The following is a 15620-nucleotide window of genomic DNA, read 5'->3' on the forward strand; positions in this document are numbered from 1 at the left end:
AAACCACAACAAAATCCATCAGCGTGTACGTTCTTCAGTAACGCCGCCATAGTCATTGATGGCAGACCAGCTGACCGGGCCGGCATGGCTGACCGTCCAGTGACGATCTTCACCCGGACCAATCATGCCGGGATCGTTGATCGCCTGATGATTCACGCTCAGCGTATAAAAGGAGACAAAATAGGGCGTCGGGTTATGCGCAATCAGCTGGTTGCCCTGCTGGCGAAACGCGATGTCCTGCCAGGCGTCAGCCGGATTTCCCGCCAGCCCTTTTGGCCGGAAAAAGAGTTTAAATTTCGATTTAATATTGACCTGCAGCTGATTGCTTTTATCGCGCGGTGTGGGTGAGATCGATTTGACATTCAGCCAGAAAACAGACTCCCGATCTTTCGGCAGTGGCATGCCCAGATAATTAATCCTGAGCAGGTTCTCTTTATTGGCATCCAGGCGAAACAGCGGGGGCGTCACAATAAAAGGGACGCGGGAGTGATTATTTTTATCGGCATTCTCGATCCAGGATTCGATAAGATAGGGTGTCGTTTTATCCTGATTTGTTACCGACAGCGTGGCTTCCTTTTTTCCTTCAGCAAAAATAACCCGGGTCCCTCCCATCACCACACCTGCATGCGCCGCGAGATGAAGCAGACACGCCGAAATGAGCGAAATAATTCTTATTACCTTAATCATAAAGCGTTACGCCATTGAATTACGGAGGGAAAGCAGGGTTGCCCCTGCTATGAATCAGTTATAAACCATCACAAAATTTGAAACGGCATTGGCCGCGCCCACATTAATAGCGGCACCGTCACTTTTGTAATCAGCATAGAATTTTAAATCGGCGTGCCCCCCCGTGCTGGCTGCCACTACATCAACGTTTTTGGAGACGGCGCCGATAGCCACCTGAGTCTGGCGGTCAGCTTCATAAAGTTTCACGCCGACACCGGACGCCCCGCCGCTGGCAACTTTAAGCAGGGTACTGTCGCCACTGTCTTTATCGCCATCGAAAAGCACCGCCACTTTTTTGACGGATGTCGGGCAGTCGGTGACTGAAATAGTGAACGGCGTTTCAGTGGTTTCCGTACGGCTTTCGAAATAGGATTTGGCCCATTTACCTAAATCAATACTCTGCTTACTACTGGCGGTTGTCACGTTGCAGGATACATCGGTAATTTCACCGGTAAATTTAACTTCACCACCGGCTCCCTGCGTTCCCGCTGCCGTTCCCGGATTCGTATTAATAGGGGATGGGCCGTCAGTCGGGGTGGCGAATGCTGATCCGGAAATCATAAGGCCCGCCAGCGCCACTGGCAGAATACGTTTTCTGATATTCATCAACTGTTTCTCTTTTCAGAACATGCAAAGTGGCCGCAACCAACCACCAGATGGATAAATATGCATCGATAATAATGCGCCAACATAATAACGCGCTGTTTATTATGTTGCGGGTATATTAATTAAACAAAGGTAGACGAAACTTAAACGAGCAGATTTATCCGGGGCTGAGATTTAATATTGAGGAGGTTAATTGAGCAGGATCAATTCCAGCAATCCCGACTTAAATAGTCGGAAAATAAAAGACAGGATGTGATGAATAATATGATCACTTTAATTACCCATTATATTTTCAAAAAATATTTATGAATTCCAGAATGGGGATCTTTAAGCAGTCCATCGTTAAATCAGGTATGAATGGGTGCTCTGCGCTATGACCCGCAGGGACCTCTCTCCGGTTCAGGCGTCGCCCTTTCTGTTATGTTCACGGCTGAAGCGCACCAGTCCGCTTCACTCAGGGCAGATCGTTATCCAGCGGCGCACGAAAAGCATGGCGGGCAGCCAGCATTAACTGGCTGGCAGTCACGGTGGCAGGTAAACGCCTCAGTATTTTGCAGGCCTGCCAGTAGCAGAGCACCATCACCTCATCCTCCTCTTTTTCCGCCCGTTCAAGCAGACGGGCGCGCAGTGACAGGACATCCAGGGTCTGCTGTTCATCCAGCATGTCCGCGATCGTCTGGTTAATAATGCGATAGAGTGTTTTCCAGGTGAGATCGGTATACAAATTTAGCCTCTTCTAACACGTATCCGCTTCCCGTGTATCCCCGACAGGGAAGTCACAGAAAAGATCTTCTCATTCAGGCGAATGAACGCTGCTGATTAACTATAGCGACTCGCCAGCGGCCGTCCAGAACCCGCGGCGAAGATTGCCAGAACGGATAATTCTAACGATTCAGAGCCCTGCCTGTCGCCTGTTACCTGCGGCTCCGCTTCTGATTGCCGATTTTTGTAACAATTGAGCCCCATTCTTAACTGGCTGCTGTGCCGCAGATTTGCCAGAGTAAAACGACTTCCCGTTACGTTTAAACTTAAGGAGTGGTTAATGAATCAGCACGCTGATGTTCTGGTCTGGGGTCAGGGTCCTGCGGTCTTCGAAGTCTTTCTGGAACCTACCTGTCCGTTTTCCGTTCGCGCTTTCAATAAATTCGACGCCTTACTGGCGCACGCAGGCGAAGAGAACATCACTCTGAAGATCCGTCTGCAATCCCAGCCGTGGCACCTCTATTCGGGTCTCATTGTGCGCTATATCCTCGCCGCGGCCTGCGAAAGTAAAACGGCCGCCAGACAGGTGATGCAGGCCGTTGCCGATCACCGCGAAGAGTTTGAATTTACCGATCACTGCACCGGTCCGAACCGCGATGCCACCCCGAATCAGATTCTGGAACGCCTGAAAACCTACAGTGGCGTCGACGCCATGGCGGCATTTGATCGGCCCGATTTGCAGAATGCCATCAAGTGGCACTGCAAATACGCCCGCCAGAATGGCATTCACGTCTCTCCTACCTTTATGGTCAACGGCCTGGTGCAGCCTGAGATTAGCAGCGGTGATGACATTGAGCAGTGGGCGAGCTTCCTGAAGCGCTAGTTCTGGCGTAACTGTCTCTCCTTAGTCACTGTGTTGCCTGACAGCGGCGCTTTTGCACGACATCGGCGGGCGAAACGGTTTATCCTGGAGATTCGCCTGTTTTCCTGCCGGAAGGCCGGGTAAGCTGTTCGGCGACAACCGGCCTGCTCCGCAGATAACGCTGTTGCAGAGAGAACGGCTGCACACCTTTCCGGTGCCTCTGCAATGATGCAGGCACGCACCCACTTTCATAAGGATTTGCTGATGACGATGACGCTGGAACAACTGCAGGAAAAATATCCGGATGCGATGGTCGATGCATTTGGTGATTCACCCGAGCTGGCGAACGCGTTAAGTACGCTGATTATTGCGGGAAAAAAAGTGGCCACCTGTGGGTCGGCAGCCAGCTGGCAGGATCAGGAAAAACTGCCCCAGCCGGGCGGTTACAGCATTGTTCTCAACGGTGAACAGCAGCCCGTCTGCGTGATCCGCACCACCGGGCTATTCCTGACGCGCTTTGACCGGGTGACGCCGGAGATGGCGATGCTCGAGGGTGAAGGCGATCTCAGCCTCGACTACTGGCGTCAGGAACATCAGCGATACTTTCAGCGGGAAGGCTCTTTTCACCCTGAGATGGAGCTGATTTTCGAAACGTTCCAGCTGGTCGAGGTGATCTGAACCGGCAGTTACAGCGCCTTTGCTGCCATCAGCGCCAGACGCGTGACCCCGCGTGCGGCAAGATTTTCAGCCGCACGCGCGGCCCGCATTCCGCTGGCGCACACCAGTACCACGCGTCGATCGGCAGGCGGCTGCCAGCCGGCGATCTGCTCTGGCAGCATGCGCAACGCCCCTTCCGCCACGCTGACCGGGGCCTCTTCGGCGCTGCGCAACTCCACAATGCAGTCCTCACCAGTGAGCATGGCCAGGTCGATGAACGGCGTGCCCGGCGCCTCCGGTTCCGGGGCATCGTCAAAGCGGAACTGTCGCATATGCCACGAGGCCAGGTCGCAGTGGATCATACAACCCAGCGGTGAAGGCGTCAGTTTCAGCAATACCGTGAGCACCATCTGTGCCTGCATGGCCCCCAGCGTGGCCACCGCAGGCCCCATAACGCCCGCGGTGTTACAGTCAGCCGATGCAGTGGGCAAGTGCGGAAACAGCGCGCGATAGCCGGGCGCACCGCCGCAGAATCCGCCGACATAGCCTTTGCGCCCCAGCACTGAGGCGCAGATCAGCGGGAGGCCGCGCGCATAACAGGCGTCCGAAAGCTGATAGGTAATGGCAAAATTATCCGCCGCATCCACCACTACATCAATCTCCGCCAGCGCCTGCGGCAGCAGACTGGCGCTCAGTGACTGCGGATGCGCGTCGACTTCACACTCAGGGTTTCGCTGCGCCAGTGCCCGCTGTGCGCAGAGGGCTTTTGGCTGCCCGACATCGTCCACACCAAACAGCGTCTGACGGTGAAGGTTATGCAGTTCAACCCGATCGCCGTCGTAAAGACGAATGAACCCTACCCCGGCACCTGCCAGCAGGGGCAGCAGCGTGGCACTGAGACCGCCTGCGCCCACAACCAGCACCCGCGCCCTGCTCAGTCGCTGCTGCCCCGCCTCACCAATTTCCGGCAACATCGTCTGTCGCTGATAACGATCCATTGTCGCTCCTTAACTGAACTGTGCCAGACCAAACAGGGGCGTGGAGGCCGACGCCATATCGCGCTGCTCCATCAGCCCGGCCTGAAACGCCTCATGTCCCCCATGGATCGCGGCGGCAAAGGCACCGGCCATCCGCACCGGATCGCGAGCTTTTGCTACGGCCGTGTTGAGCAACACGCCATCAAAGCCCATCTCCATCGCCTGAGCCGCCTGGCCCGGCGCGCCGATCCCCGCATCAATAATCAGCGGAATATCCTTAAACCAGGCACGCATGGCGCGCAGCCCCTCGATATTGCGCAGTCCCTGGCCGGAGCCAATCGGCGCCCCCCAGGGCATCAGCACTTCACAGCCGGCTTCCAGCAGTTTTTCACCGACAATCAGATCTTCCGTGGTGTAGGGAAACACCTGAAATCCGTCAGCGCAGAGAATGCGGGCGGCTTCCACCAGGGCAAAGGGGTCGGGTTGCAGCGTGTCGGCATGACCAATCACCTCCAGCTTGATCCAGGGGGTATCAAACAGTTCACGCGCCATCTGCGCCGTGGTCACCGCCTCCTTTACCGAATGGCAGCCGGCCGTATTCGGCAGAATGCGTTTGTTGAGCTGTTGCAGCAGCGTGCGAAAGGCCGCGCCTTCACGCCCCTCCCGTCGCAGGCTCACGGTAATGATCTCCGCGCCTGACGCGTCGATCGCCTGATGCAGAATCTCCGGCGAGGGGTAACCGGCGGTGCCGAGCAGAAAACGGGATGTTGGTGCAAACTGATAAAACATGATTAACCTCCCTGCATCGGGGACAGAATTTCCAGCTGATTCCCGGCCTCAAGTCGCTGGCTGGCGTAACGGGTGCGCGGCACAAACTCACCGTTCAGGGCGGTGGCGACGGTGCGCGGATCGATCTGCTGCTCCTGCATCAGCTCCGCCAGGGTCGTTGCGCCGGTTTCGATCGCGCGTCCGTTGAGTTCAATTCGCATGGGGTGTCTCCTGAGTCAGTCGCCGCATAAGGTTTTCAGCCATTATCGGGGCCAGTAAAAAGCCGTGTCGGTAGAGGCCGTTAAGCGAGAAGCGGCCATTTTCGTAGCGCACCTCCGGCAGATTCTGCCGGTAAGCAGGACGCAACCCGGTGCCGCTCTCGACGATACGCGCTTCAGCCAGCGCCGGATGCAGGCTGTAAGCGGCGCTCAGCAGCTCCATCATCGCTTTCGCGCTAATCGGGCTGCTGTCATGGCTTTCGACCATGGTGGCACCCAGCATGAAGTGCCCATTGGCACGAGGCACCAGATAGCAGGGAAAGCGCGGATGGAGCAGCCGGACGGGACGGGAGAGGCAAATGTCGGGGGTATGGAGGATCACCATTTCGCCGCGCACGGCACGCAACGCGGGCTGCTGATCGGCGGCGTGGATGCCGCGACAGTCGATAATCTTTCCGCCGGGCTGACCGCTGTGAAACGGCACGCCCGCCTCTTTGAGCGTATCCTGCAGCTGCTGCAGCGCCCGACGCGGGTCGAGATGCGCTTCCCGGGCGAAGAAAAGGCCGCGAGCGAAGCGGTTTTCCAGCGCCGGTTCAACGTCGCCGGGGGCCACCCACTGATGCTGCTGCGTCATGCTGGCAAAGCGCGTCAGCTCACGGCTGTCACGCGGCGGTGCAACCACCAGCGTGCCCTGCTGCACCACACCATCGACACGCTTTGCCCACCAGCCCGCGGCATGCTGGCCCCATTCGATCACCTCTGGCGGTGCACTTTCTGCCTCGCACCAGGGCGCGAGCATGCCGCCCGCCCAGTGCGAGGCTGCCCGGCAGTCAGGCTGAGTAATAATTTCGACAGCTTCTCCCCGTTCCGCCAGCAGGGTGGCGACACAGAGTCCGGCGACGCCGCTGCCCAGCACCGACCAGCGGCCCTGGCTGCCCGCCACAGAAGAAGAGAGATTCAGGATTGAGTGGGTCACATTCGCCTCGTTATCCGTTAACGAAGACCCGTGATACAGAGGGAATAGGCAGAAGCGACGCGAATGCGCTCCTGCGGCAAGTATCTGATGCGATACCCGTCTTCCTACGCCAGTATCAACTGGGTCAGGTTCTAAGGGTCGCTGAGCCGCGCGGGTGCGCTATCAGCCTCTCAGTCTCTCCGGCGAGACTCCCCTGACGGGTTTAGTTGTAAGTGAAGCGAACAGCTTCGTCAAGCAGTGTGCAGGGGCGCGACGCAGAAAGAGAGAGACAAGGAAAGATGTCGCTACCGGATCAGAGGCGCGCGGCGACGTCTATAGCAGCGCCTGCAGGGAGTGCGTCACTGCGTCGGTGACTTCCCGAATACGCGGTTCGGCACGGCGATAGTAGGTCCATTTACCCACTTTGCTGGTTTCCACCAGTCCGGCACTCTGCAGGGCTTTCAGGCATAACGAGGTGGCGGGCTGCGATAAGCCCGCCTTGTCCTGGATGAGACTGGCACAGACGCCATACTGGTCGAAGGGATAGAGCTGGGCATAGCCTGCAAACGCTTCGTCAGGGTTTTTGAGCCACATCAGCACGGCCATTCTGGTGGGATTGGCCAGTAACTTCAGGGCCTCTTCGGGTGACATGCCGCCTCGCAAAACATCAGGATGGATAAACAGGGTAGTCAGTATACCCTTTCTCCGTTCCGCCATACAGGGAGGTGTGATCCACCGGATTCAGCGGATTGCCTGCTTTAATCCGCGCGGGCAGATCGGGGTTGGCGATAAAGGTGCGGCCAAAACCAAACAGGTCACCCCAGCCTTTATCCAGCATCCGCTGTGCTTTTTCGGCGGTGTAACGGCCTGAGTAGATAATGGGCGAGCGGAAGGTTTCCCGCAGCGCAATCCGAAAGATCTCCGGCAGGTCAGGACTGTTATCCCAGTCCGCCTCGGCGATAGAGAGATAACCAATTTCCAGCTCATTGAGCAGCTGCGCGGCGCGGATATAAGTCGCATGCGGATCACTTTCGACCAGGCCCAGATAGACACGATCTTCGTCCGTGCTGCTGAAAAGCGGGGCAAACCGGACGCCGACACGATGACTGCCAAAGACTGAACTTACCGCTTCAACCACTTCACGCAGAAAACGCAGACGATTCTCAGGCGAGCCACCATATTCATCCGTACGGAAGTTGGTGTGCTCAGAAATAAACTGATTAATCAGATAGCCGTTGGCGGAGTGAAGCTCAACGCCATCGAACCCGGCCGCTTTGGCATTTTCCGCCGCCCGCCGGTAAAGCGCCACAATCTCTTTCACTTCCGCGTTCGTCAGCGCCCGCGGCTCGCTGGGCGCGGTTAACATCCCGGCACCCGGTCCGGTTTCAATAAAGACCCGGACGTTATCGGCGGCTATCGCTGACGGCGCAACCGGGGCCTCTTTTCCTGGCTGAAGTTCATTATGGGACACCCGCCCCACGTGCCAGAGCTGGCAGAAAAGAGTGGCACCTTCCTGATGCACTGCTTCGGTGACTTTTTTCCACCCCGCAATCTGCGCTTCACTGTGTATCCCCGGCGTCCATGCATAGCCCTGCCCGCGAGGCTCAATCTGGGTGCCTTCAGTGATCATCAGTCCGGCACCGGCGCGCTGGCGATAATATTCCACCATCATCTGACCGGGAACATTGCCCGGCTGCTCACTGCGGCAGCGGGTCAGCGGCGGCAGAACGATGCGGTTACGGAGCTGAAGGTCGCCCAGGCTCAGGGGGGTAAAAAGTGATGGCATGACAAAAAAATCCTCTGGTGTTTGAAGAGGCGACATTATATTTACACATTTAAATTTGTAAATGTGTTTGTGGGGTTTTTATTTGTCCTGTGCCCGATTTTATCAGGTTATGAGAGACTTATCGCCAGGCGATGAACCCGTGGGGTAGGATTGCTGTTCCGGATGCAGACGCAATTACCCTCATAGCGCATCTATCGGAATTAACAGGGAGCTATCTGTGAAAAGGCTAATCTCGTCAGACGCGCTGGGACCACGCATCTGTATTCTCGGGCCTTCTAACAGCGGAAAATCTACGCTGGCTGAGGCCCTGTCACGCAAAACAGGTCTGCCTGTGGTGCACCTGGATCAGTTACATCATATTCCAGGCAGTCAGTGGGTGCCCAGGGAGCCGGACCTGTTCCTTCGTTTACACGCCGAAGCAGTCAGTCAGGAGAGATGGATTATGGAAGGCAATTACACAAAGTGTATTGAAGCACGGCTCGCCCGGGCCACCGGACTGATTCTTCTGGATGTCAGCGTGCCTTTAGCGCTGCTGCGCTATGTCAGGCGATGCTACTCCTCCACGCCGCGGATCGGGGGACTCAGGACTCACAGAGAGCCGGTAAGCCTGGCGATGATAAACTACATTATCCGCATCGCCCCTCAGAACCGGAAGCGGCACAGGCAGCTCTATGACTCGCTCACGCTGCCAAAACTGCTGCTCAGTTCTCCTCGCGCCATGAATCTCTGCGCGGAAGAGTGGGGACTTCAGCTAAAACACTCTGGAGCATAACCAGCCAACGGCCAGGAATGCAGACAGAAACCGTCAGAGAAACTATGGCGATTCATCAGCAAGTTTCAGATGGGTCAACAGCGCCGTCAGCGACGGCACCGGTCCGGCATGGGTGGTTGGTGAGCGGGTCGTGTCCCAGGGCATCGCATCATCGGTGCAGAAGTCGCCGACACACTGCATATCCACCGCCTCATTGAGTAAACCCACCGGAATCCAGACATAAGGCCGGTCCCGCAGCGGGTTGGGCACGGTGGAGCCACAGCGGGTGCAGAAATCGTTGCGATAACCGCTGGCTTTTTGCCATGACGCCAGGTGATCTTCTCCGCCAGTCCAGCGGAACTCCCCCGCTTTCACCAGCGTCGCCAGGTTATAACCGGTTCCGCTCTGCTTTCTGCACAGCGAACAGTGACAACGGTAGTAAAGCGTGGGTGGCGCTGCCAGCTCAAAAACCACCGTTTCACACAAGCACGAGCCTTTCATTTCACCGCCTTGTTGATGTAATGAGAGAGGCCACCGCTGCGGATGCCCCCCTGATCGCAGTGACACCCTGGCGAAACCGTTGTTTGCATCAGCACAGGGTGTGCCATTTTCATGCAGAAGTCGCGAACGGCCATCCCCGACTTAGTGGCGACTGAACACCAGTTTCAGCCCCGCCAGCGCAAAGCAGCAGGCTAACAGCGCCTCCAGTCCGCGACGGATGCGGCGATAGAACGCGCTCATCACCGCCGTCGAGAAGAGCAGCGCATATCCGCCGAACACCAGCAGACAGATCGTTGCACAGCCAGCGATGATCAGCGGTACCGTGGAGGCAGCCATATCGGGCTTCAGGGCAAAAGACATGATCGCCACCCAGGTGAGAATCGCCTTGGGATTGCCGACATGCATGAGTATTCCCTGGCGAAACAGTCTGCCCCAGGCGACCCGCTCAGTGCTGGCATCAATGCCTGTCGCTTCGGTGCGGCGCAGGGCCGATTTCCCTGCTTTATATGCCAGCCAGAGCAGATATAACCCGCCGCCAACCTTCAATACAATCAGCAACTTTGCGTAGGTGGCCAGCACCGTCAGCACGCCACAGGCGGCCAGTAGCGCCCAGATCATCGAGCCGCTCACCACACCTGCTGCCAGCGCCAGGGCGGCCCCCCTGCCCTTTTTCATCGCCGTTCCCATTATCGCCATATTGCTGGGACCCGGGCTGGCCGTGGCGACAAAGTAGGTGGTGAAAATCAGGAGTAATTCATGCGAAAGCGCCATAACTGCCTCTGAGATTGATTGTTATCAATCTGTTATATCGGTTGTGACGAACATTTACCAGTGATGCTGTCGTCCGCCTGATGGGCGGAATCTCATTCAGCGGTGATAAAGATCAGGTCGGATGAGAGTCCGGATGAAATCCGGCAGGTTGAGCGGTTTATATGCGCATTTGTCATCGCGCACGGGCGCAGTGCTGAAGAGGTTTAGCGGGAAATGAGACGGGCAAAAGCAGAATTAAGATTCAGTCCGGCCGATCGCATTGTGAAAATGAAATCATTCGCCGGACTGAACGGGCTCAGGAAGCGCTTATTTGCCCAGAATTTCTCTGCGGACAATCTCTGCGCCTGCGCTCAACGCGTTGAGCTTGCCATTGGCAACATGACGCGGCAGCGGGATCATGCCGCAGTTGGTCGAAGGGTAGAGATTTTCGGCATCCACAAACTGCAACGCCTTGCGCAGCGTACTGGCGACCTCTTCCGGCGTCTCAATATTATGGGTTGCCACATCAATGGCGCCGACCATCACTTTTTTGCCGCGAATCAGCTCGATCAAATCCATCGGCACCCGCGAGTTCTGGCACTCCAGCGAGACGATATCGATCGATGAGCGCTGCAGTTTCGGGAAGACCTCTTCATACTGGCGCCACTCGGTTCCCAGCGTTTTCTTCCAGTCGGTGTTCGCTTTGATGCCATAGCCATAGCAGATATGCACCGCGGTTTCACACTTCAGCCCTTCGACAGCGCGCTCTAGTGCCGCAATACCCCAGTCGTTAACCTCGTCGAAAAAGACGTTAAAAGCCGGCTCATCAAACTGAATAATATCCACGCCTGCGGCTTCCAGCTCTTTTGCCTCCTGGTTGAGGATTTTTGCAAATTCCCACGCCAGTTTTTCGCGACTTTTGTAGTGGTTGTCGTAGAGGGTATCGATCATGGTCATCGGCCCCGGCAGCGCCCATTTAATCGGACGATCGGTCAGCTTACGTAAAACCTTTGCATCTTCGACAAAGACCGGCTTCTGACGGGAGACTTCACCCACCACGGTCGGGACGCTGGCATCATAACGATTACGGATACGCACCACTTCGCGCTTTTCAAAATCCACGCCGCTGAGGTGTTCGATAAAGGTCGTGACGAAGTGCTGACGGGTTTGCTCACCATCACTGACGATATCGATCCCCGCCCGCACCTGATCGTCCAGGCAGAGACGCAGCGCATCTAATTTACCCGCCACTAACTCATCATCCTGCAGTTTCCAGGGTGACCAGAGCACCTCTGGCTGTGCGATCCAGGAGGGTTTTGGCAGGCTGCCAGCGGTGGATGTCGGTAATAAGGTTTTCATAGCAGGTGACCTTTTAATTTTAATTAAAGAACGGATTCAGCGGACCATTGCGCCAGCAGGGTCTGGTTAGGCTTAATGAAATGGGCCTCAGTAAATTTCCCCTGCTCAACAGCCAGCCGGCTGCGCTCTTCACGATCGTAAACAATCCGGGTTAAAGAGTAATCCTGATGCTGCAGCGTCGGCTGATAGCAGTGACCGGCAGCGGAATTCGCGTTATAGATTTCAGGGCGATAGATCTTCTGGAACGTTTCCATAGTGCTGATAGTGCCGATCAGCTCAAGGTCGGTGTAATCGCTGAGCAGATCCCCGTGGAAATAGAACGCCAGCGGCGCAACGCTGCCCTGCGGCATAAAGAAACGCACTTTCAGGCCCATTTTCCCGAAGTAGAAATCGGTCAGTGAGGGCGCATCCTGCTGATATTCAATGCCCAGAATGGGATGCTGATTGCCGGTGCGCACATATGTGTTTTTGCTGGACACGCTCAGGCAGATAACCGGTGATTTGCTGAAATTCTCTTTATAGACCGGTGAGTTAACAAAGCTTTTAAAAATGTTGCCGTGCAGCTGGCCAAAATCCGCGGGCGTGCTGAATTCAGTCTGCCCTTTATTAAAATCTGCCAGCACCACGCTGAAATCATAATCGCGCACGTAGGATGAGAAATTATTTCCCACAATGCCTTCGCTGCGCTCACCGGTGTGATGATCCACGATATAGGTTTTTAAAATTTCGATAGCCGGAAACGCTTCGCCGTCAGCGCCACCCTGAAGATTCAGCTCCGCAGAAATGATCTCCAGTTCAACGGAATAGCGGTCAGCCTTTGGATTGTCCCAGTGCGCCAGCGAGTTAAAACGATTATCGATCATCACCAGGGCGTTGCGCAGATTTTCCTGACGCTTTTCGCCACGCGCTAAATTCGCAAAGTTCGTCGTCGCGCGCGTATTTTTTGAAGGGTTATAATTTTCGTCGAAACGAATACGCTTGATGGTAAAGGCAAAATCGTTGTTCATCGCTATCGGGTATCCTGGTCGCTGATATGAATTGTTGCTGAGAGGGTTATGCAGCTTTGCTATCCCTTAACAAGCATTCATATTTCTCAAAGTTATTAACAATTCTTACTTTATGCCTCAACGGGCGGGTGAAAAAAAGTGATTAAATTTCAACGAACATGAAGGAAATTCATGTTGAGACGGGAAAGCGGGGGATTTTTCACGATCGGGCGGGACATTCATTTACCCGCCCCCGTGCGCGGGCCTGTCACCTTCGCACAGAACCAGGCGTCGCGGCAAATCTGCACGGGTGCCGGGCTTATCTCACCAGCGGTAACGTTACCGCTGGTGCGCTGCGCTAGATCTTATAAAAATCATCGCAGAATGCTTTTCGCGCACCCGATTTCAGGGAAAGCCTGTGCGCCGCCTCTTTCATCAGTTTACCCAGACCGCCGTCGCGTTTCGCCTCTGTCAGGCGTGAAGCGGGCCCGGTCAGGGCCAGGGCCGCGAGCATATTGTCGCCCTCACCAAACACCGGAAGTGATAATGAGGCGATATGCGGATCGCGGATACCGGAGGTAAACAACGGAAGTTCCGGCTGAGTCTCAAACAGCGGTTCTCTGCGTCCCCAGCAGCGGAGCACCTTTCCGATGGCTGAATTGTCCAGCGGCAGAAACGTTCCGGGCAGACGCGTTTCCCGCAAGCCTTCTGACGGTTCCGCCCTGAACAGACAGAGTCGCTGATCCTTCTCGATGACATACCAGGTGGCGCTTTCACCCGTGGCCGTCGCCAGGGCATGTAGCTCAGGCTGGACGATAGTGGCAAGATGAAAGGATTGTTCATAGAGCTTGCCCAGATAGAGCAGTCTCGGTCCCAGGGTATAAACTCCGTTGTCGCGCCGGATAACGTAATTCATGCGTTCCAGTGAGTTCATCAGGCGATAAACCGTCGTTTTGTGATACCCAGAAAGCTGGGCCAGCGCGGTCAGCGTGAGTGACTCTTCGCCAGGCCTGAAACAATCCAGTAGCGCCAGCGCTTTTTCTACGGCAATTACGCCTTCATTCCCCATTAGCAGGTTCTCCTGTTTGCGACGGCAGGCAGTTTACCCTGTAATTTGTGATTCACATCGTATTTACATCACAAATGAATGCTTAACACTGGTGTGATCCAAATTAACATAGATATAGTAGTTTTATATTGTACAACAAAGTTGTACCTGGTAAAACGAAAGAGGATGATCTATGCCACATGCAGATAATACCTTCATCAATCGCGACATTACCCGTATCGCGCCAGAGCTCGTAAAACAGGCTGCTCAGTTTCAGGCCGCGATACTGGCAGATGTTGCCGGGCGACGCGGAACACTGCACGGACGCGTAAAACCGCTTTCCCACACCATGAAAGTTGCCGGTCCCGCTATCACCGTTGAAGTCAGACCGGGTGACAATCTCGCTATCCACGCCGCACTGGCTATTGCCCAGCCGGGCGATGTGATTGTGGTTGATGGCAATGGCGACATCAGCTGCGCATTAATCGGCGAAATTATGTCTACTCAGGCGCAGGCCTCTGGCATTGCCGGGATTATTATCGATGGCGCGGTTCGTGATGCCGATGCACTGAGCACCAATGGCTTCCCGGTATTTGCAGCGGGCCTGAACCCGTGCGGCCCGACCAAATCGGTGGCGGGACGGGTTAACTTCCCTGTTTCAGTAGCAGGCGCAGCAATTCAGCCTGGCGATCTGGTGATTGGCGATATCGATGGCGTGGTTGTGCTGCCTCGTGAAGCCGTTCCGGCCCTGATCGAACTGGCGCAGAAAAAACTGGATTTCGAAACCAGCCGCATCGCCGCCATTCGCGATGGCGATCTCCGCGCGCCCTGGTTAGAGAAAGCGCTGCTTACGGCTGGCATGCTGGTTGACGGGGAGGTGCTGTAATGACGACCTCTTCTCCTGTCATTCTGGTTACGGCCAGCGATCTGGCGCCGCAGGCAGTCAGCCTGCTCGACGATTTCACGATTGTGTATGCAGGCAAACAGCCGGGCGAAGAGACTCTGGTTCAGCTCTGCCAGCAGCACAACCCGGTGGGGATCATCGTCCGCTACGGCAAGATTAACGCCCGCATCATGGACGCCGCCCCCGCTCTGCGCGTTATCTCCAAACACGGCAGTGGCATCGATGTCATCGATCAGAAAGCCGCCGCTGAGCGTCATATCAGTGTTCAGTCGGCCCCGGGTGCCAACGCGGCTGCCGTGTCAGAGCACGCCTGGGCGCTGATCCTGGCCTGCGCTAAATCGGTGATCCCGCTGGATCAACGCATGCGTCAGGGACACTGGGATAAATCGACCCACAAATCCGTGGAGCTGGAGGGCAGAACCCTCGGGCTGGTGGGTCTGGGGGCGATAGGGGGTCGCGTGGCCCGTATCGGCCGCGCTTTTGGCATGAACGTCCTGGCCTATGATCCCTATGCGCGCACTTTCCCGGATGAGTGTGTCTCTTCCTCGCTGGACGATCTGCTGCGTCAGTCAGATGTGATTTCATTGCACTGCCCGCTGACAGAACAGACCCAAAAGATGATCAACGCAGAGTCGCTGGCGTTGTGTAAAAAAGGCGCCATTCTGGTGAATACGGCTCGCGGGGGGCTGATCGATGATGAAGCCCTGATCGCGGCACTGAATGACGGCACGATCGCCTCGGCGGCGCTGGACAGCTTTGCCACAGAACCGCTGACCGCCCCGCATATCTGGCAGAATGTCGACAACGTGATTCTGTCGCCACACATTGGTGGCGTCAGTGATAACTCCTACGTGAAGATGGGCACCGTGGCAGCCACAAACGTGCTGAACGTGCTGGCAGAACCGGTGAAAGACGAAAGTCCGGTTTCCTGATCGGCTTTTCCTGACCGGCTAAACAGGCGCCTGGGCCGTTTAGCCGGTTTTTTTATGCGTTCTCCCCTCTGCCCTTGCCGCTTTACTGCCCTGGCCTCTGAAACTTTCCCTCTGCCCTCCCAGTGGCCTGCC

The 15620-nt window shown here is 56.0% G+C and carries 19 protein-coding genes and 1 riboswitch; of the genes, 5 read left to right on the plus strand and 14 right to left on the minus strand.

Going from position 1 to position 15620, the window contains the following annotated elements; genetic code table 11:
- Positions 1 to 18: 18 nt before the first annotated feature.
- The 3 genes from OXR04_RS14425 to OXR04_RS14435 form a co-directional block, all read right to left on the minus strand.
- A complete protein-coding gene (locus tag OXR04_RS14425) occupies positions 19 to 687 on the minus strand; it encodes a molecular chaperone (RefSeq protein WP_267371166.1) in 669 nt (222 codons plus the stop codon).
- A 54-nt stretch (positions 688 to 741) separates the two neighbouring features.
- Positions 742 to 1332: a fimbrial protein gene (locus OXR04_RS14430; RefSeq protein ID WP_009093091.1), complete on the minus strand. Its 591-nt coding sequence runs from the start codon at positions 1330 to 1332 to the stop codon at positions 742 to 744.
- Between the two features lie 454 nt (positions 1333 to 1786).
- A complete protein-coding gene (locus OXR04_RS14435; protein ID WP_046102883.1) occupies positions 1787 to 2056 on the minus strand; it encodes a hypothetical protein in 270 nt (89 codons plus the stop codon).
- A gap of 318 nt (positions 2057 to 2374) precedes the next feature.
- Between OXR04_RS14435 and OXR04_RS14440 the strand changes: the two genes are divergently transcribed.
- On the plus strand, positions 2375 to 2917 hold the full coding sequence (locus OXR04_RS14440) for a thioredoxin domain-containing protein (RefSeq protein WP_009093093.1): 543 nt from the start codon (positions 2375 to 2377) through the stop codon (positions 2915 to 2917).
- Between the two features lie 243 nt (positions 2918 to 3160).
- Positions 3161 to 3574 (plus strand): ASCH domain-containing protein, encoded by a 414-nt coding sequence (locus OXR04_RS14445; protein ID WP_111207175.1) that lies wholly within the window; start codon positions 3161 to 3163, stop codon positions 3572 to 3574.
- A gap of 8 nt (positions 3575 to 3582) precedes the next feature.
- Here the strand turns inward: OXR04_RS14445 and OXR04_RS14450 are convergent, their stop codons facing one another.
- The 6 genes from OXR04_RS14450 to OXR04_RS14475 form a co-directional block, all read right to left on the minus strand.
- Positions 3583 to 4551, minus strand: a complete 969-nt coding sequence (locus tag OXR04_RS14450) for a HesA/MoeB/ThiF family protein (RefSeq protein WP_111207176.1) — start codon at positions 4549 to 4551, stop codon at positions 3583 to 3585.
- A gap of 9 nt (positions 4552 to 4560) precedes the next feature.
- Positions 4561 to 5319 (minus strand): thiazole synthase, encoded by a 759-nt coding sequence (locus OXR04_RS14455; RefSeq protein ID WP_009093096.1) that lies wholly within the window; start codon positions 5317 to 5319, stop codon positions 4561 to 4563.
- Between the two features lie 2 nt (positions 5320 to 5321).
- Positions 5322 to 5519 (minus strand): sulfur carrier protein ThiS, encoded by a 198-nt coding sequence (gene thiS / locus OXR04_RS14460; RefSeq protein WP_009093097.1) that lies wholly within the window; start codon positions 5517 to 5519, stop codon positions 5322 to 5324.
- Positions 5509 to 6492, minus strand: a complete 984-nt coding sequence (locus tag OXR04_RS14465) for an FAD-dependent oxidoreductase (RefSeq protein WP_185185193.1) — start codon at positions 6490 to 6492, stop codon at positions 5509 to 5511. Before OXR04_RS14465 ends, thiS begins: the two co-directional genes overlap by 11 nt.
- 84 nt (positions 6493 to 6576) lie before the next feature.
- Positions 6577 to 6697: riboswitch (TPP riboswitch) on the minus strand.
- A 107-nt stretch (positions 6698 to 6804) separates the two neighbouring features.
- On the minus strand, positions 6805 to 7122 hold the full coding sequence (locus OXR04_RS14470) for a helix-turn-helix transcriptional regulator (RefSeq protein ID WP_009093099.1): 318 nt from the start codon (positions 7120 to 7122) through the stop codon (positions 6805 to 6807).
- A gap of 16 nt (positions 7123 to 7138) precedes the next feature.
- A complete protein-coding gene (locus OXR04_RS14475) occupies positions 7139 to 8257 on the minus strand; it encodes an alkene reductase (protein ID WP_267371175.1) in 1119 nt (372 codons plus the stop codon).
- Positions 8258 to 8699: 442 nt separating this feature from the next.
- Between OXR04_RS14475 and OXR04_RS21565 the strand changes: the two genes are divergently transcribed.
- Complete coding sequence (locus OXR04_RS21565) at positions 8700 to 9029, plus strand: DNA topology modulation protein FlaR (protein WP_346274708.1); 330 nt, start codon at positions 8700 to 8702, stop codon at positions 9027 to 9029.
- 42 nt (positions 9030 to 9071) lie between these two features.
- Here the strand turns inward: OXR04_RS21565 and OXR04_RS14485 are convergent, their stop codons facing one another.
- The 5 genes from OXR04_RS14485 to OXR04_RS14505 all read right to left on the minus strand — a co-directional run bounded on the left by OXR04_RS14485 (position 9072) and on the right by OXR04_RS14505 (position 13673).
- A complete protein-coding gene (locus tag OXR04_RS14485) occupies positions 9072 to 9509 on the minus strand; it encodes a GFA family protein (RefSeq protein ID WP_267371180.1) in 438 nt (145 codons plus the stop codon).
- A gap of 141 nt (positions 9510 to 9650) precedes the next feature.
- Positions 9651 to 10280, minus strand: coding sequence for a LysE family translocator (locus OXR04_RS14490; protein WP_267371182.1), 630 nt, complete (start codon positions 10278 to 10280; stop codon positions 9651 to 9653).
- 306 nt (positions 10281 to 10586) lie between these two features.
- A complete protein-coding gene (locus tag OXR04_RS14495) occupies positions 10587 to 11618 on the minus strand; it encodes a methionine synthase (RefSeq protein WP_009093105.1) in 1032 nt (343 codons plus the stop codon).
- A 23-nt stretch (positions 11619 to 11641) separates the two neighbouring features.
- Positions 11642 to 12625, minus strand: coding sequence for a DUF1852 domain-containing protein (locus OXR04_RS14500; protein WP_167431723.1), 984 nt, complete (start codon positions 12623 to 12625; stop codon positions 11642 to 11644).
- A 337-nt stretch (positions 12626 to 12962) separates the two neighbouring features.
- Positions 12963 to 13673 carry an IclR family transcriptional regulator gene (locus tag OXR04_RS14505; protein WP_009093107.1) on the minus strand — a complete coding sequence of 237 codons (711 nt, stop codon included), beginning with the start codon at positions 13671 to 13673 and terminating at the stop codon, positions 12963 to 12965.
- 172 nt (positions 13674 to 13845) lie between these two features.
- Between OXR04_RS14505 and OXR04_RS14510 the strand changes: the two genes are divergently transcribed.
- Both OXR04_RS14510 and OXR04_RS14515 read left to right on the plus strand, forming a co-directional pair.
- Positions 13846 to 14538 (plus strand): RraA family protein, encoded by a 693-nt coding sequence (locus OXR04_RS14510; protein ID WP_267371189.1) that lies wholly within the window; start codon positions 13846 to 13848, stop codon positions 14536 to 14538.
- Positions 14538 to 15488 carry a hydroxyacid dehydrogenase gene (locus OXR04_RS14515; RefSeq protein ID WP_046102874.1) on the plus strand — a complete coding sequence of 317 codons (951 nt, stop codon included), beginning with the start codon at positions 14538 to 14540 and terminating at the stop codon, positions 15486 to 15488. The genes OXR04_RS14510 and OXR04_RS14515 overlap by 1 nt, the downstream gene beginning before the upstream one ends.
- Positions 15489 to 15620: the final 132 nt, after the last annotated feature.

It is taken from the genome of Pantoea sp. GM_Pan_3 (assembly GCF_026541045.1).
GTDB lineage: Bacteria > Pseudomonadota > Gammaproteobacteria > Enterobacterales > Enterobacteriaceae > Pantoea > Pantoea anthophila.